The 19,205-nt window shown below is 57.9% G+C and carries 24 protein-coding genes; 12 read left to right on the top strand and 12 right to left on the bottom strand.

All coding sequences use genetic code 11. The annotated features are described in order from the left end of the window. Positions 1–171, bottom strand: a complete 171-nt coding sequence (locus ACJBF3_RS03810) for a hypothetical protein (RefSeq protein WP_158409379.1) — start codon at positions 169–171, stop codon at positions 1–3. Positions 172–435: 264 nt separating this feature from the next. On the opposite strand from ACJBF3_RS03810, the gene ACJBF3_RS03805 reads away from it, so the two are divergent. Further along, on the top strand, positions 436–912 hold the full coding sequence (locus ACJBF3_RS03805; protein ID WP_045329010.1) for a WbuC family cupin fold metalloprotein: 477 nt from the start codon (positions 436–438) through the stop codon (positions 910–912). Here the strand turns inward: ACJBF3_RS03805 and ACJBF3_RS03800 are convergent. The 6 genes from ACJBF3_RS03800 to ACJBF3_RS03775 all read right to left on the bottom strand — a co-directional run bounded on the left by ACJBF3_RS03800 (position 902) and on the right by ACJBF3_RS03775 (position 8,138). Next, a complete protein-coding gene (locus ACJBF3_RS03800) occupies positions 902–1,507 on the bottom strand; it encodes an NAD(P)H-dependent oxidoreductase (RefSeq protein WP_045329009.1) in 606 nt (201 codons plus the stop codon). The genes ACJBF3_RS03805 and ACJBF3_RS03800 overlap by 11 nt on opposite strands. Positions 1,508–1,580: 73 nt before the next feature. Beyond that, complete coding sequence (locus tag ACJBF3_RS03795) at positions 1,581–2,174, bottom strand: TetR/AcrR family transcriptional regulator (protein WP_045329008.1); 594 nt, start codon at positions 2,172–2,174, stop codon at positions 1,581–1,583. Between the two features lie 34 nt (positions 2,175–2,208). Beyond that, positions 2,209–5,298 (bottom strand): efflux RND transporter permease subunit, encoded by a 3,090-nt coding sequence (locus tag ACJBF3_RS03790; protein ID WP_045329007.1) that lies wholly within the window; start codon positions 5,296–5,298, stop codon positions 2,209–2,211. Next, a complete protein-coding gene (locus ACJBF3_RS03785; protein ID WP_045329006.1) occupies positions 5,295–6,404 on the bottom strand; it encodes an efflux RND transporter periplasmic adaptor subunit in 1,110 nt (369 codons plus the stop codon). The genes ACJBF3_RS03790 and ACJBF3_RS03785 overlap by 4 nt, the downstream gene beginning before the upstream one ends. 74 nt (positions 6,405–6,478) lie before the next feature. After that, complete coding sequence (locus ACJBF3_RS03780; RefSeq protein WP_045329005.1) at positions 6,479–7,093, bottom strand: TetR/AcrR family transcriptional regulator; 615 nt, start codon at positions 7,091–7,093, stop codon at positions 6,479–6,481. 133 nt (positions 7,094–7,226) lie between these two features. Continuing rightward, positions 7,227–8,138 (bottom strand): LysR family transcriptional regulator, encoded by a 912-nt coding sequence (locus ACJBF3_RS03775; protein WP_045329004.1) that lies wholly within the window; start codon positions 8,136–8,138, stop codon positions 7,227–7,229. Between the two features lie 210 nt (positions 8,139–8,348). On the opposite strand from ACJBF3_RS03775, the gene ACJBF3_RS03770 reads away from it, so the two are divergent. Further along, positions 8,349–8,888 carry an ester cyclase gene (locus ACJBF3_RS03770; RefSeq protein WP_045329127.1) on the top strand — a complete coding sequence of 180 codons (540 nt, stop codon included), beginning with the start codon at positions 8,349–8,351 and terminating at the stop codon, positions 8,886–8,888. A 39-nt stretch (positions 8,889–8,927) separates the two neighbouring features. Here ACJBF3_RS03770 and ACJBF3_RS03765 read toward each other — a convergent pair whose 3' ends face one another. Continuing rightward, positions 8,928–9,395, bottom strand: a complete 468-nt coding sequence (locus tag ACJBF3_RS03765; RefSeq protein WP_045329003.1) for a nuclear transport factor 2 family protein — start codon at positions 9,393–9,395, stop codon at positions 8,928–8,930. Between the two features lie 103 nt (positions 9,396–9,498). Between ACJBF3_RS03765 and ACJBF3_RS03760 the strand changes: the two genes are divergently transcribed. Next, positions 9,499–10,080, top strand: a complete 582-nt coding sequence (locus ACJBF3_RS03760; protein WP_045329002.1) for a TetR/AcrR family transcriptional regulator — start codon at positions 9,499–9,501, stop codon at positions 10,078–10,080. A 91-nt stretch (positions 10,081–10,171) separates the two neighbouring features. On the opposite strand, the gene ACJBF3_RS03755 is transcribed toward ACJBF3_RS03760, so the two are convergent. Beyond that, on the bottom strand, positions 10,172–10,942 hold the full coding sequence (locus ACJBF3_RS03755; protein WP_045329001.1) for a hypothetical protein: 771 nt from the start codon (positions 10,940–10,942) through the stop codon (positions 10,172–10,174). 1 nt (position 10,943) lies between these two features. Then, complete coding sequence (locus tag ACJBF3_RS03750; protein ID WP_045329000.1) at positions 10,944–11,141, bottom strand: hypothetical protein; 198 nt, start codon at positions 11,139–11,141, stop codon at positions 10,944–10,946. 258 nt (positions 11,142–11,399) lie between these two features. Between ACJBF3_RS03750 and ACJBF3_RS03745 the strand changes: the two genes are divergently transcribed. From ACJBF3_RS03745 to ACJBF3_RS03710, 8 genes are read left to right on the top strand one after another with little or no spacing between them, the layout of a single operon-like run. Next, positions 11,400–11,834 (top strand): nuclear transport factor 2 family protein, encoded by a 435-nt coding sequence (locus tag ACJBF3_RS03745; RefSeq protein ID WP_045328999.1) that lies wholly within the window; start codon positions 11,400–11,402, stop codon positions 11,832–11,834. Then, positions 11,831–12,550: an SDR family NAD(P)-dependent oxidoreductase gene (locus ACJBF3_RS03740; protein WP_045328998.1), complete on the top strand. Its 720-nt coding sequence runs from the start codon at positions 11,831–11,833 to the stop codon at positions 12,548–12,550. Before ACJBF3_RS03745 ends, ACJBF3_RS03740 begins: the two co-directional genes overlap by 4 nt. After that, positions 12,547–13,806: an NAD(P)/FAD-dependent oxidoreductase gene (locus tag ACJBF3_RS03735; RefSeq protein ID WP_045328997.1), complete on the top strand. Its 1,260-nt coding sequence runs from the start codon at positions 12,547–12,549 to the stop codon at positions 13,804–13,806. The genes ACJBF3_RS03740 and ACJBF3_RS03735 overlap by 4 nt, the downstream gene beginning before the upstream one ends. Position 13,807: 1 nt before the next feature. Beyond that, positions 13,808–14,530, top strand: coding sequence for a DUF1365 domain-containing protein (locus ACJBF3_RS03730; RefSeq protein WP_045328996.1), 723 nt, complete (start codon positions 13,808–13,810; stop codon positions 14,528–14,530). Continuing rightward, the gene (locus ACJBF3_RS03725; RefSeq protein ID WP_045328995.1) at positions 14,527–15,747 is read left to right on the top strand and encodes a cyclopropane-fatty-acyl-phospholipid synthase family protein; all 1,221 of its coding nucleotides are present in this window, start codon (positions 14,527–14,529) and stop codon (positions 15,745–15,747) included. Before ACJBF3_RS03730 ends, ACJBF3_RS03725 begins: the two co-directional genes overlap by 4 nt. Further along, positions 15,744–16,229, top strand: a complete 486-nt coding sequence (locus ACJBF3_RS03720) for a DUF2878 domain-containing protein (RefSeq protein WP_045328994.1) — start codon at positions 15,744–15,746, stop codon at positions 16,227–16,229. Before ACJBF3_RS03725 ends, ACJBF3_RS03720 begins: the two co-directional genes overlap by 4 nt. Continuing rightward, a complete protein-coding gene (locus tag ACJBF3_RS03715; RefSeq protein ID WP_045328993.1) occupies positions 16,226–16,750 on the top strand; it encodes a hypothetical protein in 525 nt (174 codons plus the stop codon). The genes ACJBF3_RS03720 and ACJBF3_RS03715 overlap by 4 nt, the downstream gene beginning before the upstream one ends. Further along, positions 16,747–17,280, top strand: coding sequence for a DUF3833 domain-containing protein (locus ACJBF3_RS03710; RefSeq protein WP_045328992.1), 534 nt, complete (start codon positions 16,747–16,749; stop codon positions 17,278–17,280). The genes ACJBF3_RS03715 and ACJBF3_RS03710 overlap by 4 nt, the downstream gene beginning before the upstream one ends. Here ACJBF3_RS03710 and ACJBF3_RS03705 read toward each other — a convergent pair. After that, a complete protein-coding gene (locus ACJBF3_RS03705; protein ID WP_045328991.1) occupies positions 17,277–17,735 on the bottom strand; it encodes a DMT family transporter in 459 nt (152 codons plus the stop codon). The genes ACJBF3_RS03710 and ACJBF3_RS03705 overlap by 4 nt on opposite strands. A 3-nt stretch (positions 17,736–17,738) precedes the next feature. Further along, positions 17,739–18,173: a DMT family transporter gene (locus ACJBF3_RS03700; protein ID WP_045328990.1), complete on the bottom strand. Its 435-nt coding sequence runs from the start codon at positions 18,171–18,173 to the stop codon at positions 17,739–17,741. A 99-nt stretch (positions 18,174–18,272) separates the two neighbouring features. On the opposite strand from ACJBF3_RS03700, the gene ACJBF3_RS03695 reads away from it, so the two are divergent. Beyond that, positions 18,273–19,205, top strand: coding sequence for a LysR family transcriptional regulator (locus ACJBF3_RS03695; RefSeq protein WP_045328989.1), 933 nt, complete (start codon positions 18,273–18,275; stop codon positions 19,203–19,205).

Below are 19,205 nucleotides of genomic sequence, written 5' to 3'. Positions count from 1 at the left end.
CTAAATGCTGGATATTCCGGACGGAATATCCAGCATGATGAATGATTTTATGCGTAGGGTATATTTCTTTTCTGTTGAAGGTAACGCTATCAACTCATGCACATTTGCATGGGCGCTAAATTTATGAGGCGAGATAATATTCATTACAGGGAATAAAACATCGAGTGTCATAGGTGCTCCATACAGGCTTGGTATTATTTATTTTTTCTATCCCAGGGATGAATGGATGGTATTTCAGAGGGGCTCTTTTGAAAAACGATAAATAGTGGGAATCAAAGTGAGTTTTACTCAATGTTGGGCTTTGGAGTGCAATCACGCACATCCTCACGCTCGCGTTTTGTTTCACAAATGCCATAGCTCATTGGACGTCCTGAATGGTATAACGTTCTGCGGCAACTGGGTTGCCGTCTGCTGACCTCATTTATAAAGGTGTATATGAAACAAATTACGTTCAGTGACCTGCAGCAACAGAGCGAGCAGGCCGCAAATTCTCCTCGCTTACGCGCGCATCGCAATTTACATCCTGAGCTGAGCGACCCGGTGCAGCGGCTGGCCATCGCGATGGAGCCCGGCACCTACGTTCGTCCCCATCGCCACCCGCACACGTTTGAACTGCTGACCGCGCTGAGCGGCCGCTTTCTGGTGCTGAATTTTGATGAGCGCGGTACCGTGACCCGGCGCGTGGTGTTGGGTGAAGAGTGCAAGGTGCTGGAGATGGACGCAGGCACCTGGCATGCCGTGCTGTCGCTGGATAAAGGCGGCGTCATTTTTGAGGTCAAACACGGCGGCTACCAGCCCGTGGCTGAGCAGGACACCGCCCCGTGGTCACCGGCTGAAAACGCGCCCGGCACCGCGGAGCTGATGAAATGGTACGCCCGGGCGCAAGTGGGTGACGGTGGTTTTACCCTCTGATTGAGCTCTCAAGCTCCTGCAGGAAATCCTCTACCTGGGCAGACGTCGTCGTGTCTGCCTGGAAAAGAATGTCGAGCTTAACGTTCTTCAGCCCGCAGAAGCCAAATACCCCTTCAATAATCTGCGTCTGAATCGCCGTTGAATAGCCGTGTTTGTCGAATCCGCCGGTATCGGTTCCGGCGGTGGCAATCAGGCGGACGGGAACGTCACGTAAGTTGCCCACAATTCGGCCGTCGTCGGCCACCTTATACGCCCAGTTCAGGGTTAACACGCGATCGAACCAGCCTTTCAGCAGCGCGGGGACCGACCACCAGTAAATGGGGAAGACAAATACCAGCATATCCGCCCGCTCGACGCGCTGCTGCTCGCGCAGAATATCGTCGGGAAGGGCGCTCGGATCGCCGTGATACAAATCAAGATCGGCGCGGGACATGGCCGGATTAAACCCTTCAGCATGCAGATTGGCTATCTCCACCTGCGTACCCTGTTCACGCAGCTTCCCGGCAATGCGGGCGGCCAGCGAATGGGATAATGAATTGTCGACAGGGTGAGCCGTCACGATCAGTGCGTTATTAATGGTATTTGTAGCAGACATAGCGACCTCGAAGGGATGGGAATTGACACCTATATTACTATTGGTAACTTAGCTGTCAATCCGCCCCTGCCGATCATTTTGTGCTATTTACGTAGGTCTCCAGCACGCCAATCATGGCGCCGCTGAGCGTATCTTCCGCCACATTCCGGGCGAGCACGCCGTTACCCGCGGCGGTACTGAGGGCGTCCGCCGCACCAATGATGGCCGTCAGCACCGCTTCTCCCTGAACGCCTTTCAGCACGACGAAGGGAGAAAGCGCGGTGCGCAGGCAGTCGGCACATTCGGCCACGCATGCCTCACGAAACGTCTGCAGCGCATGGGAACCGGACAGCGCCGCCGCAATCGGCCCGGTTTCCGGCCCGGCGGTAATCACGCAGTCGATATAGGCGGCGCTGATAAAGCGGATCGTCTTCTCCAGCGTTTTGCTGTCCACCGCCAGCGTCTCGCGGAATTTCGCCAGCTGCCGATCGCTATAGTCCTGGTACAGCGCCATCAGTAACCCCTCACGATCGCCAAAGTGATCGTAGGGGATAGGCTTGGTCACGTTAGCCCGTTCGGCAAGATAGCCAAGCGTCAGCGCCTCGGTGCCTTGCTGACGAACGATTCCGCGCGCCACCTCCAGCAGCTGCACCCGGCGGTCCTCTTTTCTTAAGCGCTTAACAACCATGCTTTCCTCAATTCTGTTATTTACTGATGGTAGTTTACACGTTTTCTGCAGGGCGCTGCACGCGCAGTTCCGCAGGGCGGATCCGGAACCAGATGGCATACATTGCGGGCAGGAAAATAAGCGTAATGAGCGTTCCTCCCAGCGTTCCGCCGATCAGCGTGTAAGCCAGCGTGCCCCAGAACACCGAATGCGTCAGCGGAATGAATGCCAGCACGGCGGCCATGGCGGTCAGTAACACCGGGCGTGCGCGCTGGACCGTCGCTTCCACCACCGCCTGAAACGGATCGAGACCCTCCCGCTGGTTATGAGCGATTTGACCGATCAGGATCAGCGTGTTGCGCATAAGAATGCCGGAAAGGGCGATCAAACCGACCAGCGCGTTGATGCCAAACGGCTGGTTGAAAATCAACAGCATCGGCACCACGCCAATCAGCCCCAGCGGCGCGGTTAAGAACACCATCACCATCGCCGAGATTGAGCGCACCTGCAAAATGATGATCAGCAGCGTCAGGGCAATCATGATCGGGAACAGCGGAATCATTGCCTGCGTGGCTTTGCCCGACTCCTCAATCGAACCCGCCATGTCAATACGGTACCCGGCCGGGAGCGTATCAACTATCGGCTGGAGCTGCTTCATGATGGCGACCGACACGTCCGGTGGCTGAAGATTGTCTGCGATATCGCCCCGCACGGTAATGGTCGGGGTGCGATCGCGACGGCGCAGGATCGGATCTTCCATACCGACTTCAATCTTGCCAATCTGAGACAGCGGCACGCGCTGTCCTGCACTGCCGACCAGGGTAAAGCCCTCGATTTTGGCCGGGTCAAGACGGATCTCACCCGCCGCGCGCGCAACGACGTCTACCGAGCGAATATCTTCCCGCACGGAAGTGACGGTCACGCCTGACAGCAGGAACTGAAGCTGCTGGGCAACGGCGCTGGAGGTTAGGCCGGTCGCCTGCAGGCGGTTTTGATCGAGGGTGAAATGCAGGACGGGAACGCGTGAACCCCAGTCGGTGTTGACGGTTCTCATCATCGGACTTGCCTGGAGTATGGCTTTCACCTTGTCAGCGATGTCGTGCACCTGTTCGACATCCGGCCCCGTCACGCGCCAGGCAACCGGGAAGGGCGAGTAAGGGCCAAACACCAGCTGCGTCACCCGCACGCGCGCTTCGGGCGCAAGGCCGTTGGCGACGGCCTCTCTCAGCCGGCGCTTAAGCGCCTCGCGTGACGTCTCGCTGTCAGTCAGGATCACGATTTTCGCAAAAGACGGGTCGGGCAGTTCAGGCGCCATCGCCAGATAAAAGCGGGGCGAACCCTGACCTATGTAGGCAGTGACGATTTTGGCTTCAGGCTGCTGGCCCAGCCACGCCTCTATTTTTGCCGTGGCGGCGCTGGTTTGCTCAATTGAGGTGCCGTAGGGCATCTGCACCTCGACCAGCACTTCCGGGCGGTCGGAAGTCGGGAAGAACTGTTTTTTAACCAGCCCCATGCCGAGCACGGCCAGAATGAAAATGGCGACCACCGACCCGGCCACCCGCCATTTTCCGGCGATAACGCGGGCAAGCAGCTGGCGAAAACGGTTATAGCGAGGCGTGTTGTAGAGGGCAGCATGACCCCCTTCGACTTTGGGTATAGCCGGCAGGATCTTCACCCCAAGATATGGCGTGAACACCACCGCGACAAACCATGATGCAATGAGGGCGAGACCGACGATCCAGAACATATTGCTGGTGTACTCCCCGGCGGTCGACAGGGCAAAACCATTCGGCATAAAGCCAATGGCCGTCACCAGCGTACCGGCCAGCATCGGCGCGGCGGTATGGCTCCAGGCGAAGGCCGAGGCTTTAATTCTGTCGTAACCTTCCTCCATTTTAACCACCATCATTTCGATAGCGATAATGGCATCGTCAACCAGCAGGCCGAGGGCGAGGATCAGGGAGCCCAGCGTCACGCGGTCAAAGTTAATTCCCGCGGCTTCCATCACCACGAATACGACCGCCAGCGTCAGCGGTACCGCCGCTGCAACGACCACCCCAACGCGCCAGCCCATGCTGAGAAAACAAACCACCATGACCACCAGCAGGGCGACGAAGAATTTGATCATGAATTCATCGACCGACGAACGGATGTTCACGGACTGGTCGGTGACTTTGGTCAGGGACATGCCAAGCGGCAGGCTATCATTAATTTTTGCCGCTTCCGCATCCAGCGCTTTCCCCAGCGCCAGGCCGTTCCATCCTTCGCGCATCACGATGCCCAGCAGAAGGGCGGGTTCATGCTGATTGCGTATCAGCATCGTCGGAGGATCTTCGTAGCCGCGTTCCACCGTTGCCACATCGGACAGCCTGATTGTTTTGCCCTGCGCGACAAAAGGCGTATCGCGGATTTTCTGTAGTTCATCGAACGCGCCGTCCATGCGGATAAAAATCTGTGCGCCACGCGTCTCAATGGAGCCCGCCGCGGTTAACGCGTTCTGGCTGTTAAGGGCGTTAAAAATATCCTGCGGCGAGAGTCCTATCGTCGCCAGGCGGTCATGGGAGAAGGCGATATAAATCCGCTCGGCCTGCTCGCCGATAATGTTCACTTTCTTCACGCCGGGAACGTGCAGAAGCTGCTGACGCAGGCCTTCGGCATCGCGTACCAGCTGCCGCTGCGGTTCGCCTTTCGCTTTCAGGGCAAAGAGGGCAAAGGTGACATCCGCGAATTCGTCATTGATCATCGGGCCGATGACGCCTGCCGGAAGGCGTCGAGATTCATCTCCAAGCTTTTTACGCGCCTGATAGAACTCCTCCTGCACCTCTCCAGGCGGGGTTTTGTCCTGCAGTGACAGCGTGATAAACGCCATGCCGGGACGGGTATAGGTTTCGGTACGGTCATACCATTTAAGTTCCTGCAGGCGCTTTTCCAGCGGTTCGGCGACCTGATCCTGGATCTCCTGCGCGGTCGCGCCCGGCCAGACGGTTATCACCGTCATCTGCTTTACCGTGAAGGGCGGATCTTCCGCGCGCCCGAGCCCGAAGAAGGCGTAGATTCCGGCGATGGTAACCAGAACAATCAGAAACAGCGTGATAGAACGTTCGCGAACGGCCAGCGCCGACAGGTTGAAGCGGTTTCCGCTCATGGCGCGTTCTCCGCCGGGGCGGCATTGCGTTGTTCTGCAAGCCTGACGACCTCACCCTCGTGCAGCAGATGTGCGCCTAACGCCACAATCTTCTCCCCGGGCTTCACGCCGCCCGTGACCTGCACCGCATCGTCACCCACGCTCAGCACCGTGACCGGCGTCCACGCGACCCTGGCCGGCTGGGCGGAAATGCGCCAGACGCCGGGACCTTTTCCGGCATCATAAAGAGACGCCAGCGGAACCTGCATGACCTGGCCTTCCGCTTTATTGTCCTGAATGTTCAGCGTGACGGTTGCCCCCAGCGGCGCGTTCGCCAGCAGGCCATCCAGCACGTAGCGGGCTTCATAGGTGCGGGTCGCGGCATCCGCCGAGTCGGACAGCAGGCGCAGCGTTGCGGTAACCGGGTGTTTTTCATTGCCATACAGCGTGGCCTGCGCTTCGCTGCCGACGGCAGGGCGCAGCGTTTCAGGGAGCTGCACGAGCGCTTCACGCTGTCCCGCCCGGGCAAGCCTGATGACGACCTGTCCGGCGCTGACGACCTGACCCGGTTCGGCGAGCGTCTCCATCACCACGCCGTCCGCATCCGCCAGCAGTACGGCATAGCCCGTGGCATTTTGCGCCACGCTGGACTGTGCCCGGGCGGCGCTGAGATCGGCCCTGGCCGTATCCGCCGCGGCTTTGATCTGATCATACTCCGAGGCAGACACGGCGCCGGACACCACAAGGCCGCGATAGCGCGCCTCGTCGCTGGTCGCTTTTCTCGCCCGCGCCTGGGCCGCATCCACCGCGCGCTGCTGTGCCTGCGCCTGTAACTTCAGGTCAACGGGATCGAGGCGCAGTAAGGGCTGACCCTGTTTGACGGTCTGTCCCGTATCAACCAGTCGTTCAAGGATTTTACCCTGAACTCTGAAACCCAAATCGCTTTGCGTTCTGGCGACCACCACGCCCGTGAAGGTGCGGGCGGTTGTGTTCGCGAGCGCGACGGAGGCGGAGCGGACCAGCGGTGGCTTTGTGCGCGGATCGTCACTCGCGGAAATATCGCCGCATGCCGCCAGGGCAAACGGCAGAAGACAAACGGCAACGTGGGCTGAAGTGAGCCTGAGCATGGGAAACCTTTTTGACGTAACAGGACGGTATCCGCATTCTCTGACTAGTGACCAAAAATGTCAATGGTCACAAATCAGGGGGCCAGGCTTCTCAAAATCAGTGAGGAGAGGAGCACCGCCGCGGTGGGGGCCATTTCGAGGTTGTACTGCAGCTGGTTGGGATTGATAAAAGGACACATCACCATGTGGATAGCCTGAGTGACCTCGTCGAGCGGGGTTTTTCTTTCAAACTCCCCGGCCTGCCTGCCTTCGATAATGATGCTCTCAATCAGCTTCATCAGGCTTTCAGCATAGCGTTCTGTTGAAGGCCACTGCTCGCGGGCGGCGACGGCGGCAATGTCGTACAGCTTACGGTCGCGGAAAAACAGCTCGCTTCCCGCCTCGGTAAGCGCTTTGAAAAGACGACGTAATTTTTCGCTTGCTGAGGGCGCACCCTCGATGGCCGACAGCACCGCAGACATAATCAACTCCAGGCGGTTAGCGCAGATCACCTCGCCGATAGCCTGCTTGGAGTCAAAAAACTTATAAATGTAGGACTTTGAAAAACCGATGGATTTAGCCAGCTCGGCGACGGTGGTTTTTTCATAGCCGTAGTGACCGAAGTGCTCAAAAGCCGCTTCGACGATTTGCTCTCTGACAGAGTGGTCAAGTGGACCACGTATTGATGGTGCATTCATAGTTTTAGTCATTATGTAAGCTTAGCGTGACGGGCTGGGGTTGACAACGAGTGACCATATTGTGCATTGGTCACGTTTGATTTATCCCGCGTCGTGAGGAGGGGACAATCTGCCAGGTGGAGTAAGTGTATCACCGTTTCTTTTGTTAATGTTTTTTAAGCCAGTCGAGAAAAAACTGGCTAAACGCTGTGACCTGGAGCGGCTGCAGCCTGCGCTGCGGATAAACAAACTGCAGCCCGACATCTTTGCGATCGTAGCGGCTAAAGCCGGTGAAGCTGTCAGCAAACAGCACCGTGAGCCTTCCGGCCTCAACGTCCTCTTTTACGTCCCACCACGATTTCCCCGCGATGCCCGCGCCGCTGAGCGCCCACTGACGAAGCAATGCCCCGTCGTCGCACACCATGGCGGGCTCTATCCGAACGACGCTTTCCTCTCCCTCTTTTTCACAGCGCCATTCGTTCATCACCACGCCCTGAGACTCAAGCGCCAGGCACCGGTGTCGGGCTAAATCTGCAAACGTGGAGGGGATACCGCGTTCGTTAAGATACTCCGCGGAGGCAACCAGCACCCGATGGTTCGGGCGGATATTTCTGACGACGAGGCTGCTGTCCGGCAGGTTGCCGAAACGCACGCTCATATCCAGCCGGTTAGCGACCAGGTCCTCAACGTGTTCTCTTAGCGAGATGAAAAATTTAACCTCAGGATGGCGGCGGGAAAATTCAACGACAGCGGGGCTGAGATACTGTCTGCCAAAGTCCGAGGGCGCTGAAAGGCGAATGTTGCCGCTGAGCACGCCTTCTTTTTGCGTTAATAGCGACTCGGCGTGATGCACCTCTTCCAGCACGCGCAGCGCGGCATGGTAAAACTCTTCCCCGGCGCGGGTTAGCGTGATGGACCGCGTTGAGCGGTGAAACAGGCGCGTCTGGTAACGCTCCTCCATCGCTTTTAGCCTGGCCGTCATGGTGGCAGGGGAAAGCGACAGGCGTCGGCCGGCGGCGGAAAGACCTCCGGCCTCGGCCACTTCAACCAGCAACGCCATGTCTTCGAGTTTACCCATTATTCATCTTTTCCGAAAAGTGCATCTGCTTTTAGCGTAATTATCAAAATCAGATGCCGCCTGTAAAGTGATTTCATCCAAACCGGATTTCCCCCACCAGCTGCCTCTGGCCCAGGTGCGCGACCCGCCACGCTGTTTGGGGGCAATGCCACGGGGTATACCGATTATCCCACCTTGCCGTTATTCTGATAAATGATTGAGAGAAAAATGATGAACTCTTCGACCTATTTTCGTTTTGCCTTAATGCCGCTTATTTTTATGGGGCTGTCGGCAACCGCTTATTCTGCGCAGGAGGCGTGGGTGAAACCGCAGCAGCTTATTGTCGATAAAACTCTGCCGCAGGCGCAATTACAGGCGAATGAAGCCGTTGCCAGAGAGTATGCCTCGTTCTGGAATACGGGCAATGAGTCCCTGGCACGTGATGCCCTGGCAGTAAACTTTATTGATAAAACGCCTCCGGAAGGTCGTAGGCAAGGTCCCGAGGGCGCTATTTTAGCTTCCCGGACGTTTCGTACAGCCGTTCCTGATTTGCGTTGTGACGTTGAGCAAATGATTATTTCAGGCGATCGTGTGGTTTCGCATTTACATTTTCACGGCACTTTCACCGGGACATTTGGCAAGCTGAAAGGACAGGGGCAGAAAATAGATTTTATCGCCACCGATATTTATGAAGTCGCTGAAGGTAAGATTGCGGCTAACTGGCACATTGAGGACAACCTGACGCTGATGAAACAGCTGGGCGCCCTGTAAATTCATCACTCCGGGGTGGCCCGGAGTGATGCGCAAATCCTATAAGCCAAGATCGCTCAGCGAAGGGTGATCGTCCGGGCGTCTGCCCAGCGGCCAGTGGAACAGGCGCTCGGATTCTTTTATCGGCATATCGTTTACGCAGGCAAAGCGTCGCTTCATCAACCCGTCCGGCTCAAACTCCCAGTTTTCGTTGCCGTAAGAGCGGAACCAGTTGCCGGAATCATCATGCCATTCATAGGCGTAGCGCACCGCGATCCGGTTATCCGTAAATGCCCAGAGCTCTTTAATCAGACGATAGTCCAGCTCTTTTTTCCATTTCCGCTCCAGAAACGCCTGGGCCTGTTCACGGTTGGTGGCGAACTCTGCGCGGTTGCGCCATTGGGTATCCAGCGTGTAGGCCAGCGCGACGTTGGCCGGGTCGCGGCTGTTCCAGCCATCTTCTGCCAGTCTCACTTTTTCGATGGCGCTTTCACGGGTAAAGGGCGGTAAGGGAGGACGTGTGTTCATGGCGATTACCTCAGTGTGATTTATGTAGACAGGTCTGTCTACTTGCGCTAATCTATGCCTGAAAAATAACGCTGTCAACACTCTTTTTGAGGCTGCCAAAAAAATGAAAACCGAACCCGCAAGCAACGAGAAAATAAACAGCGCCAGGGATAAAATATTAACCACGGCGCACGATCTGTTTTATTCCACGGGCTTTAAAGCCACGGGCGTGGATACGCTGATTAAAGAGGCGAAAGTGACCAAGGTGACGTTTTATCGCCACTTTCCGAGTAAAAGCGAGCTTATCCTTGCCTATTTGCGCTATCGGCATGAAATATGGATGAGCTGGTTTGAAGCCTCATTGCGCCGCAATCTGGATTCGGGTCTGATATCGTCTGACGCGTTATCTGCCACGCTTAATGAATGGTTTATTTCACCAGAGTTCCACGGCTGCGCGTTTATTAATGCCAGCGCAGAAGCCAAATCCGAAGAGATTGAAAGCGAAATAAAAGAGATATGCCGCGATCATAAATCCGACACCAGGAAAATCATTGCGCTGCTGACGGGCATAGCTGATGAGCAGATCGTTGATCAAATCATGTTGTTGGTTGACGGCGCCATTATCCATGCACAAATGGGAATGGATACAGATGCAGTAATAAGCCCATTAAAAACGGGTATCAGATTGCTGACAACGCACAGATAATGAGTTTTGCCCATCGACGCTGCGCCTGCACGGGCCTCCAAACGGCTCAGAATCGTAGGCCGGGTAAGCGCAGCGCCACCCGGCTTCAGCATCAACGCTCTTTCTCGTCCCGCTGAGCCAGCGACAGCGCGCTGGCGCTGGCGGGATCGAACAGCGAGATGCTCTCAATCTGACTGAGCAAAATCACCTTGCGGAACGACATGGCGCTTCGGGGTTCTGAGTCGAGCGTGATGTCATGCTCCGCGTACCACTTGCTATAATTATTTTCGATGCGCAGGTTCATCGTCTTCGCGTCTCGGTACCCGCTCAACATCGGGATCAGCACGATATTGGCGGTTTTTTCATATTCCAGCGTCGCGGTGTGGATCATGCCGACGTAAATCCGTCTCGACCGGAGCGTCACCTGCGCCAGCTCGCCTTGCTCCATGCACTGGTACAGCAGTTGTTCAATACCGCTCGACTGGGCAAGACGCTGGTAGAGCTTTTTCCGGCTTTCGCCGTCCAGCCTGGCGCTGCCTGCCCAGTTAGAGCGGTAAAGGCAAAACAGAATGGCAAATGCCAGCATCACGACCACCGGCGCCTGGATGCCTAAAAAACTCCAGTTCATAAAGTCGATTTGCCAGTCGGTGTATTTCGGTGAGGCAAAGTGAAAGGCGTTTTTGGCGGCGGAAAGGGCGAGCAGCAGCAGCCAGAGCAGCCCCGTGGCGATCACGCCCTGCAGAACGAAAATACAGCCGTACAGCGCGACCAGAAAATAGACGTCCCAGCCGAAGGAGCGCTTGATTTTAAAGCGGGTCGACAGATCGCGACTGGTGTACCAGTACCCGCACACCATCAGCACCATGAATATCGCCGTTCCCATATCAGGCCCTCTTCAGCGTGTTGACGTGGCGCAGAAAATCCTGCCGCACCTCGTTGCTTTTGTAGTTCACCGAGGCGTTCCCATCCTGATCGATAATGATGCGATCGCCGTCTTCAACGGCCTCAATAATTTCCTGCTGGCTCATCACCTGGAGCAAGGATTCGGGGCTTGAAAATAGCGAGAAGAAGAACCGTCTCATGTCAGGCATCCTTATGAATCTAAAAGAATAAGCCTGGAAGAGGATGGGAGGATTTGCCTTAAGGTTAAACTGAAAGAACAATGCCGGGTGGCGGCTACGCCTTACCCGGCCTACAAAAGCCACATTATTCGTGACATTAACTTATTGATATTTTTCAAATATAAAAAATAGACACTTACAAACTTGGACAAATAACAGTAATTGTGTAAGTTTTAATTATGCGATTACGCCACGTTGTATACAGCCAGGATGTGACCCATGAGCACGTTGCCCTCTGTCGTGAGTCGGTTTGTTGATTACTATGCCGCACTGGATAGCCAGCCGCCGTCCGCGCTGGTCGGGCTTTACCATTCAAATGCCACGCTTATCGATCCGTTCGGCGAGCATGACGGAATATTCGCGCTTCAGCGCTATTTCACCCATCTGCTGGCCAACGTCGAGCACTGCCGTTTTACCATCGATTCGCCTCTGATCGACGGAAGTCGGTTTGTCGTTACCTGGGTGATGCACTGGTCGCACCCGCGTATTGCCGGGGGAGAGCCGCTCGAACTGCCGGGCTGTTCGGTGGTGGAGACGGAAAACGATCTCATCACGCGCCAGCGGGACTATTACGATGCGGGAGAGATGATCTACGAACATCTTCCTCTGCTGGGCTGGGCGGTTCGCGGCGTCAAGCGGAGGGTCAAATCATGAAAACGGTACTGATTACCGGCGCTAGCTCGGGGATTGGCGCCGGGCTGGCGAAATCCTTTTCCGCTGACGGCTACCATGTGATTGCCTGCGGGCGCGATCCGGCTCGTCTGGAAGCCCTGCATCAAACCTGTCCCAACCTCACCGTTCGCCTGTTCGATATGACAGACAGGGACGCCTGTCGCCAGGCGCTGACCGGCAGCTACGCCGATCTGATTATTCTCTGCGCCGGTACCTGCGAATATCTCGATGGAGGCGTGGTGGATGCGGCGCTGGTGGAGCGGGTGATGGCGACAAATTTCCTCGGCCCGGTGAACTGTCTTGAGGCGCTTCAGCCGCAGCTGGTCGCGGGCAACCGCGTGGTGCTGGTGAGTTCGATGGCCCACTGGCTGCCTTTCCCACGGGCTGAGGCCTACGGCGCGTCCAAAGCGGCGCTGAGCTGGTTTGCCGAGAGCCTGCGCCTGGACTGGGAGCCAAAAGGGATTGCCGTCACGGTCGTCTCTCCGGGCTTTGTTGATACGCCGCTGACGCAAAAAAACGATTTTGCCATGCCGGGCAGGGTGAGCGTTGACGCGGCGGTCAGGGCGATCCGTACCGGGCTGGCGGCAGGGGAAATGCACATCGCGTTTCCCGCCGGGTTTGGCTTCATTTTGCGGCTGCTCTCCGGGCTACCCGCGTTTCTTCAGCGCGTGCTGCTGCGCAGGATGGTGCGTTCATGAATATTGCGATTATCGGCAGCGGCATCGCCGGGCTGACCTGCGCCTGGCGGCTGGCCGGACACCATCAGGTAACCCTGTTCGAGGCGGGATCCACGCCGGGCGGCCATACCGCAACGGTGGACGTATCGACGCCGCAGGGTAACTATGCGATCGACACCGGGTTTATCGTCTACAACGATCGGACCTATCCGCGCTTTATGGGGCTGCTCAGCGAGCTGGGCATCAGCGGGCAAAAAACGCAGATGAGCTTTTCGGTGCACAATCCGGCGACGGGGCTTGAGTACAACGGCCACACGCTGACGTCGCTGTTTGCCCAGCGCCGAAACCTGGTGAATCCGGCCTTCTGGCGGCTGCTCGGCGAGATCGTCCGCTTCAATCGTCTGGCAAAACAGGCGCTGGAGGGGGAGGTCGACCCTAACGCCACGCTGGAGACGTTTTTGCAACATCACGCCTTCACGCCGTTTTTTGCGCGCCACTACATTCTGCCGATGGGGGCCGCCATCTGGTCGTCGTCGCTGCAGGAGATGAAGCGTTTCCCGCTGCCGCTCTTTTTACGTTTCTTCCAAAACCACGGCCTGCTGGATATTACCCAGCGCCCGCAGTGGTACGTGGTGCCGGGCGGCTCGCGGGAGTATATCCGCGCCATGCTCGACAAGCTGGGGAACCGGCTGACGCTTCACCTCAACGCGCCGGTACAGCGTGTGGCCCGCCATGAGGACGGTGTCACTCTCCAGCTTGAAACCGGTAGCCATACCTTCGATCGGGTGATATTTGCCTGCCACTCCGGCAGTGCCCTGGCGATGCTGGACGACCCGACACCCGCCGAGCGGGAGGTGTTAGGGGATATCGGCTGGCAGCGCAACGAAGTCGTTTTACACAGCGACCCGCGCTGGCTGCCGGTGCGCAAGCACGCGTGGGCCAGCTGGAACTACCGTCTGAGCGAGCAGGACCAGGCCAGCGCCTGCGTGACTTACAACATGAACATTCTGCAGGGGCTGCCAGAGGGAGGTCCGCTGTTCTGCGTCACCCTGAATCCGGACGCACCGGTGGATGAGCGCTTCGTTCTGCGGCGCTTTGTCTATGAGCATCCGCTGTTCAACCCGCAAAGCTGGCGGGCGCAGGCGCGGCGCGGCGAGATCAACGGTCATCGGCGGAGCTGGTACTGCGGCGCCTACTGGTACAACGGTTTTCATGAAGACGGCGTGCGCAGCGCGCTGGACGTGGTCAATGCCATCGCCGCCGGGGAGGGGAACTGAGATGAACAGCTGCCTCTATCAGGGCGTACTGCGCCACCGCCGCCTTCAGCCGAAAAACCACGAATTCAGCTACAGCGTCTTTATGGCCTGGCTGGATCTTGATGAGCTGCCGCTGCTGCCGTCCGTCGGGGTGCGGCGCAATCGCTTTGCCGCCGCCTCGTTCCATGACGCGGACTATCCGCTCGGCGCGCCGCTCAAGGAGAACGCGCTGAGCAGGCTGGAGACCCTGACCGGCGAACGTCCGGACGGGCGGGTCATGCTTCTGACCCAGCTGCGCTACTTCGGCTTTCACTTCAATCCGGTCAACTTTTACTACTGCTACGACGGGAAGGAGACGCTGCGCTGGGTGCTGGCGGAGGTGCGTAACACCCCGTGGAACGAGCGCCATTACTATGCCGTCAACGGACAGGATGCGCAGCCCACGGAAAAAGCGTTTCACGTTTCCCCCTTTAACCCGATGGACATGATTTATCACTGGCGCTTTAACGATCCGGATAACACGCTGCATATGCATATTGAAAACCATCAGGACGAGAAGGTTTTTGACGCCACGCTGGCGCTGCGTCGGGAGCCGTTGACGCGCCCGGCGCTGCGCGCATTGCTGCTGCGCATCCCCCTGATGACCCTGAAAACCGTTTTTGCCATTTACTGGCAGGCGCTGCGGCTGTGGCTCAAGCGCGTGCCGCTGTATAACCATCCCGTCAGCAGGAGTGAACGCTCATGACCGATCCCGTCTTTGCGCTAGAACCCGATATCCCGCGCAACGTCCGCATCGCGCGATGGCTGCTGTTTCGTCTGTTAAGCGGTATCCGCGGCGGCTCGCTCACCCTGCGTGAAGGGGCACAGACCTTTCATTTTGGTGAGGCATCCTCCGGTCTGCATGCCGACGTGCAGATCCTCACGCCCGGCGTCTACTGGCGCGTCTTAACGGGCGGTAGCCTTGCTGCGGCAGAGGCCTGGATGGACGGCGAATGGGAAACCGCGCAGCTCACGCCGCTTCTGGAGCTGCTGGCCCTTAATAGCGAGGTGCTTGGCCGTCTGGAAAAAGGCTTTCGCCTGCTCGGGCGACCGCTGGAGCGGCTGCGCCACTGGACGCGGCGTAATTCCCGCGCCCAGGCGCGCGAAAATATTGCCGCCCATTACGACCTGGGCAACACCTTTTATGCCCACTTTCTGGATGAGGAGCTGCTTTACTCCAGCGCGCTGTTTACCGCTGACGAGCAGGATCTCACGGCGGCTCAGCAGGCCAAAATGGCGCGTCTGTGCGATCAGCTGGCGCTAGGCCCGGCTGACCATCTGCTGGAAATCGGCACCGGCTGGGGCGCGATGGCGGAATTCGCCGCCCGTCGCTACGGCTGTCGGGTCACCACCACCACGCTGTCGCAGGAGCAATACAGCTGGGCGACCGAGCGGATCGCCCGCGCCGGGCTGCAGGATCGGGTCGAGGTGCTGCTCTGCGACTATCGCGATCTCACCGGGCAGTACGACAAGCTGGTCTCTATAGAGATGATCGAAGCCGTGGGGAAACGCTATCTGCCCACGTTCTTCCGCACCTGCCAGGCGCGGCTGCGTCCCGGTGGGCGGATGGCGATTCAGGCCATTACCATTCAGGACCAGCGCTATCGCGACTACAGCAAAAGCGTCGATTTCATCCAGCGCTACATTTTTCCCGGCGGCTTCCTGCCGAGCATTACGGCGATGAACGAGCTGATGACGCGCCATACCGATTTCGTGGTGCGCAACCTCTTCGACATGGGTCCCGACTATGCCCGCACGCTGGCCCACTGGCGGCAGCGCTTTGTCCACGCCTGGCAGGAGATTGAAAAGCTTGGCTTCGATGACCGGTTCCGCCGGATGTGGCTGTACTACTTTGGCTACTGCGAAGCCGGGTTCAACGCTCGCACCATCAGCGTGGTGCAGCTGACCGCCGAGCGCGTATGAGACGTTACCTTCAGGTCTTCCTGCTCGCCGTCGCGTTCGATCTTTACTGGGCGCTGGTGGTGGTCTTTCGCGAACAGGGCCTGATTATCTGGTTTGCGCTGGCGATCCTGGCGTGCCTGCTTTTGCCGTCAACGTACCGTTTTTACGCTCTCGGGCTTGCGGCGGCGGGCAGCCTCCTTGACGCGGTCTGGGCCTTGACCGGCCTGATTGCCTTCACGGGCGAGTCCGTAATGCCGTTATGGATGGTGGCGCTGTGGCTGATGTTCGCCACGGTCTGGACGCAGCTGACGCGCACCACCACGTTACCCGGCTGGCTGCTGACGCTGCTGGCGGCCGCGGGCGGGCCGGTGGCCTACCTGTTTGGCGAGCGGCTGGGGGGCATCACGTTTCTGGAGCCAACCTTTATCGTCGTCAGCTGGATGGCGCCGGGCTGGCTGGTGCTAATGCTGTTTTTCCACCTGCTAATGGGGAGACAAAAATGAGAGCTGCGGTTCTGCTGTTCTGGCTGGCGCTGGTGGTTCCCGCTGCGCAGTCCGCCGACTGGCTGGCCTGGCGCAAAGTGGGCGACGCCACGCTAACCTGGGGACCGTTCACCGTCTACACTTCCCAGCTGCGCACGCCGGACGGCCGTTACAGCCGGGAGAATCAGGATCAGGCGCTGATTATTACCTATGCGCGCGACATCGATCGCAGCGAGCTTGTTGAAGCGACCCGCGACCAGTGGCAGGCGCAGGGGATCCTGGCGCAGGAGCCGCAAAGTGAAGCCTGGCTGCGGATGCTTGAGTCGCTGTGGCCAGATGTCCGGCCGGGCTCGCAGCTGGCGTTTGTTCTCACTGATAAGCAGGGGCAGTTCTGGTACCGGGAACCGGCGACCCAGAAAACCTTTATCCCGCTCGGACCGCGCCAGTCAGAAGCGTTCAGTACCCGCTTTCTGGCCATCTGGCTCAGTCCCCGCACGCAATATCCTGAACTGCGTCAGCAGTTAATCGGAGGCCAAAAATGAAACGTATCCTGATGATGGCGCTGGCATTCACGATGCTGCTGGCGGGCTGTAGCACCGAGGTGGCCGAGTATAAACAGCAGCAGCCACGGCTTGATATCTTCAATTACTTCCAGGGCAAAACCGAAGCGTGGGGCATGGTGCAGGATCGCAGCGGTAAACAGCTCCGCCGCTTTCACGTTGAGATTGCCGGAGATGTTATCGGCGATACGCTGACGCTGAATGAGCACTTTGTCTACGACGATGGCGAGAGGCAGCAGCGGGTCTGGCACATCCGTCGACTGGGGAACGATCGCTACGAGGGAACCGCGGGAGATATTGAAGGGGTTGCCACCGGGCAGGCCGCGGGTAACGCCTTTAACTGGCATTACAGCATGAACGTAAAGGCCAACGGCAGCACGTGGCTGCTGAAGTTTGACGACTGGATGTACCTGCAGGATGAGACGCATCTGTTTAATAAAACCGAGCTGAAGAAGCTGGGCGTCACCGTCGCCACGGTGACGCTGTTCTTTACTAGGAAGACGCAGGCTTAGTCGCGGATGTTGCCGGTTTTGCTGCTGGAATAAATAAAGTACAAGGCAATCCCCAGGCAAACGACCGCGCCCAGACGGCTCAATGAAAACGGAATGGCGGGGTTGTTCAGCCAGCCAAAGTTATCAATCAGCATGCTCATGGCGAGCTGGCCGAAGATCACCGCCACCGTGGCGACGGCGGTGCCGATACGCTGTACGGCAAGCACCATAATGACGATATAGGGCACGCCAAACATCGCGCCGAGGAGCTGCCATTTTGGCACGTCCAGCAGCGTGGCCGCCTGCTTAGGCTCAAAGAAGAAAATGAGCAGGGCGGTCACCAGCGCGCCGACGGAAAAGGTCAGAAACGCGCTTTTAAACACGCCCACGCTGTTGCCGAGCTGGCCGTTAATGGCAGCCTGAATGCTCAGCGTCGCGCCGCCGCAGACGGCCAGAAGAATCATAATCAATGTCATACGTTACCCCTGCGCGACCAGAACCAGTGCCGCAATGATGAACCCCAGTGCAATAATGCGCTTCGCGTTGATCTTCCTGTGCGGCGTACCGAGCAGACCGTAGTGGTCAATGATCAGGCTTTTAAAGACCTGGCCTGCCAGAATGCCAATCATGGTCATGGCGATGCCGATGGCGGGAGTCGCCACGGTCAGGATGACCACGTATACCGGACCGAGCACCCCGCCGAGCAGCTGCCAGCCTGGCTGGGCGAAAAACGACGGGCTGTTGCGCGGGCTGAAAAACAGCATCAGCAGAAACGTCAGCGCGGCGCCGACGCCAAAAATGCTGAAGGTCGCCCATAAGTCCCCAACTTTTCCTCCCAGCGGCCCCAGCAGTCCCGCCTCGACGGAGAGGCCCATCCCGCCTGCAATCACCAGTAAAATCAAAATAATTTGCATAACACATGCTCTCTTGTTGTTCAGGCGACGAAGAATACGGCGTATCAACAGTGAGAAAAATGCCATAATGCAGGAAACACCTTTGCAGGAAATGCATTAATGATCGATGCCGGAAATATCAGTATTCGCGCGCTGCTGATCTTCATCGCGGTCTATGAATCGCAGAATTTCTCCGTGGTTGCGCGGCGGGAAGGGATCTCCGCATCGCAGGTCTCACGTATGATCCACCAGCTTGAGGACGCGATCGGCCAGCAGCTTTTTTATCGCAATACGCGAGCCGTCATCCCGACCGAAAGCGGTCATCTTTTTATCCGCTACGCCCGGAGAATGGCGGGAAGTCTTGAGGAGGCGCGCCGGGAGCTGGAAGCGCGTTCCATCGAGCCAACCGGCCTGATTCGCATTAACTGCCCGGTTTTTTTTGGGCAGCGTCACGTTGCCCCTGGCCTGGCGGGGCTTTCAGCGCGTTACCCCAGGCTCAGCCTTGATTTGACGCTCACCGATGATTTTATCGATCCCCACCGGGATGCCGCCGACGTGCTGTTCCGCATCGGTACGCTGACGGACTCCTCGTTCCACGCGCGGGTGCTCGGGCGGCAGTTTTATCATCTGGCGGCATCGCCGTCCTATCTGCAACAGCACGGCGCACCTGACAGGCCGGAGGATCTGACGCATCATCGCTGCCTTGTTTATCGCGGATCGTCCGGGCCTAACCGCTGGCTAATTCGCCGTAAAAATGAGGCGTGGGTTCACTATCCTGTGGCTCCGCTGATGACGTCCAACAATGCTGAAACACTGCTGGTTGCCGCTCTGGGCGGAATGGGGATCGTTCTGTTTCCCGACTGGCTGGTGAGTGAAAGGCTAAAAAGCGGCGAGCTTGTGTCGCTCTTGCCGGAGCATGAATGTGGGATCAACACGGAGCCGCAGACCATCGCGGCGATCTACCCGAACGCCCGTCATCCGCCCCTTAACGTCAGGGCGGTGATTGATTATTACGTGGAGTTATTCGGCACGCCCCTCTACTGGCAGGCGTGA

The organism is Enterobacter sp. PP-008-ECC_S150 (assembly GCF_045257065.1).
In the GTDB taxonomy this organism is placed as follows: domain Bacteria; phylum Pseudomonadota; class Gammaproteobacteria; order Enterobacterales; family Enterobacteriaceae; genus Enterobacter; species Enterobacter chengduensis.
The sequence above is the reverse complement of the archived record's forward strand: the minus strand, read 5'-3'. Positions and strand labels throughout refer to the sequence as shown.

Bases quoted from the DNA above. Each gene is read 5' to 3' on its own strand.
- ACJBF3_RS03695 (WP_045328989.1), top strand. From the start codon at position 18,273: ATGATCGATGCCGGAAATATCAGTATTCGCGCGCTGCTGATCTTCATC.
- ACJBF3_RS03735 (WP_045328997.1), top strand. From the start codon at position 12,547: ATGAATATTGCGATTATCGGCAGCGGCATCGCCGGGCTGACCTGCGCC.
- ACJBF3_RS03785 (WP_045329006.1), bottom strand. From the start codon at position 6,404: ATGCTCAGGCTCACTTCAGCCCACGTTGCCGTTTGTCTTCTGCCGTTT.
- ACJBF3_RS03760 (WP_045329002.1), top strand. From the start codon at position 9,499: ATGAAAACCGAACCCGCAAGCAACGAGAAAATAAACAGCGCCAGGGAT.
- ACJBF3_RS03800 (WP_045329009.1), bottom strand. From the start codon at position 1,507: ATGTCTGCTACAAATACCATTAATAACGCACTGATCGTGACGGCTCAC.
- ACJBF3_RS03750 (WP_045329000.1), bottom strand. From the start codon at position 11,141: ATGAGACGGTTCTTCTTCTCGCTATTTTCAAGCCCCGAATCCTTGCTC.
- ACJBF3_RS03780 (WP_045329005.1), bottom strand. From the start codon at position 7,093: ATGACTAAAACTATGAATGCACCATCAATACGTGGTCCACTTGACCAC.
- ACJBF3_RS03715 (WP_045328993.1), top strand. From the start codon at position 16,226: ATGAGAGCTGCGGTTCTGCTGTTCTGGCTGGCGCTGGTGGTTCCCGCT.
- ACJBF3_RS03740 (WP_045328998.1), top strand. From the start codon at position 11,831: ATGAAAACGGTACTGATTACCGGCGCTAGCTCGGGGATTGGCGCCGGG.
- ACJBF3_RS03790 (WP_045329007.1), bottom strand. From the start codon at position 5,298: ATGAGCGGAAACCGCTTCAACCTGTCGGCGCTGGCCGTTCGCGAACGT.
- ACJBF3_RS03720 (WP_045328994.1), top strand. From the start codon at position 15,744: ATGAGACGTTACCTTCAGGTCTTCCTGCTCGCCGTCGCGTTCGATCTT.
- ACJBF3_RS03775 (WP_045329004.1), bottom strand. From the start codon at position 8,138: ATGGGTAAACTCGAAGACATGGCGTTGCTGGTTGAAGTGGCCGAGGCC.
- ACJBF3_RS03795 (WP_045329008.1), bottom strand. From the start codon at position 2,174: ATGGTTGTTAAGCGCTTAAGAAAAGAGGACCGCCGGGTGCAGCTGCTG.
- ACJBF3_RS03770 (WP_045329127.1), top strand. From the start codon at position 8,349: ATGAACTCTTCGACCTATTTTCGTTTTGCCTTAATGCCGCTTATTTTT.
- ACJBF3_RS03710 (WP_045328992.1), top strand. From the start codon at position 16,747: ATGAAACGTATCCTGATGATGGCGCTGGCATTCACGATGCTGCTGGCG.
- ACJBF3_RS03730 (WP_045328996.1), top strand. From the start codon at position 13,808: ATGAACAGCTGCCTCTATCAGGGCGTACTGCGCCACCGCCGCCTTCAG.
- ACJBF3_RS03745 (WP_045328999.1), top strand. From the start codon at position 11,400: ATGAGCACGTTGCCCTCTGTCGTGAGTCGGTTTGTTGATTACTATGCC.
- ACJBF3_RS03805 (WP_045329010.1), top strand. From the start codon at position 436: ATGAAACAAATTACGTTCAGTGACCTGCAGCAACAGAGCGAGCAGGCC.
- ACJBF3_RS03755 (WP_045329001.1), bottom strand. From the start codon at position 10,942: ATGGGAACGGCGATATTCATGGTGCTGATGGTGTGCGGGTACTGGTAC.
- ACJBF3_RS03725 (WP_045328995.1), top strand. From the start codon at position 14,527: ATGACCGATCCCGTCTTTGCGCTAGAACCCGATATCCCGCGCAACGTC.
- ACJBF3_RS03810 (WP_158409379.1), bottom strand. From the start codon at position 171: ATGACACTCGATGTTTTATTCCCTGTAATGAATATTATCTCGCCTCAT.
- ACJBF3_RS03700 (WP_045328990.1), bottom strand. From the start codon at position 18,173: ATGCAAATTATTTTGATTTTACTGGTGATTGCAGGCGGGATGGGCCTC.
- ACJBF3_RS03765 (WP_045329003.1), bottom strand. From the start codon at position 9,395: ATGAACACACGTCCTCCCTTACCGCCCTTTACCCGTGAAAGCGCCATC.
- ACJBF3_RS03705 (WP_045328991.1), bottom strand. From the start codon at position 17,735: ATGACATTGATTATGATTCTTCTGGCCGTCTGCGGCGGCGCGACGCTG.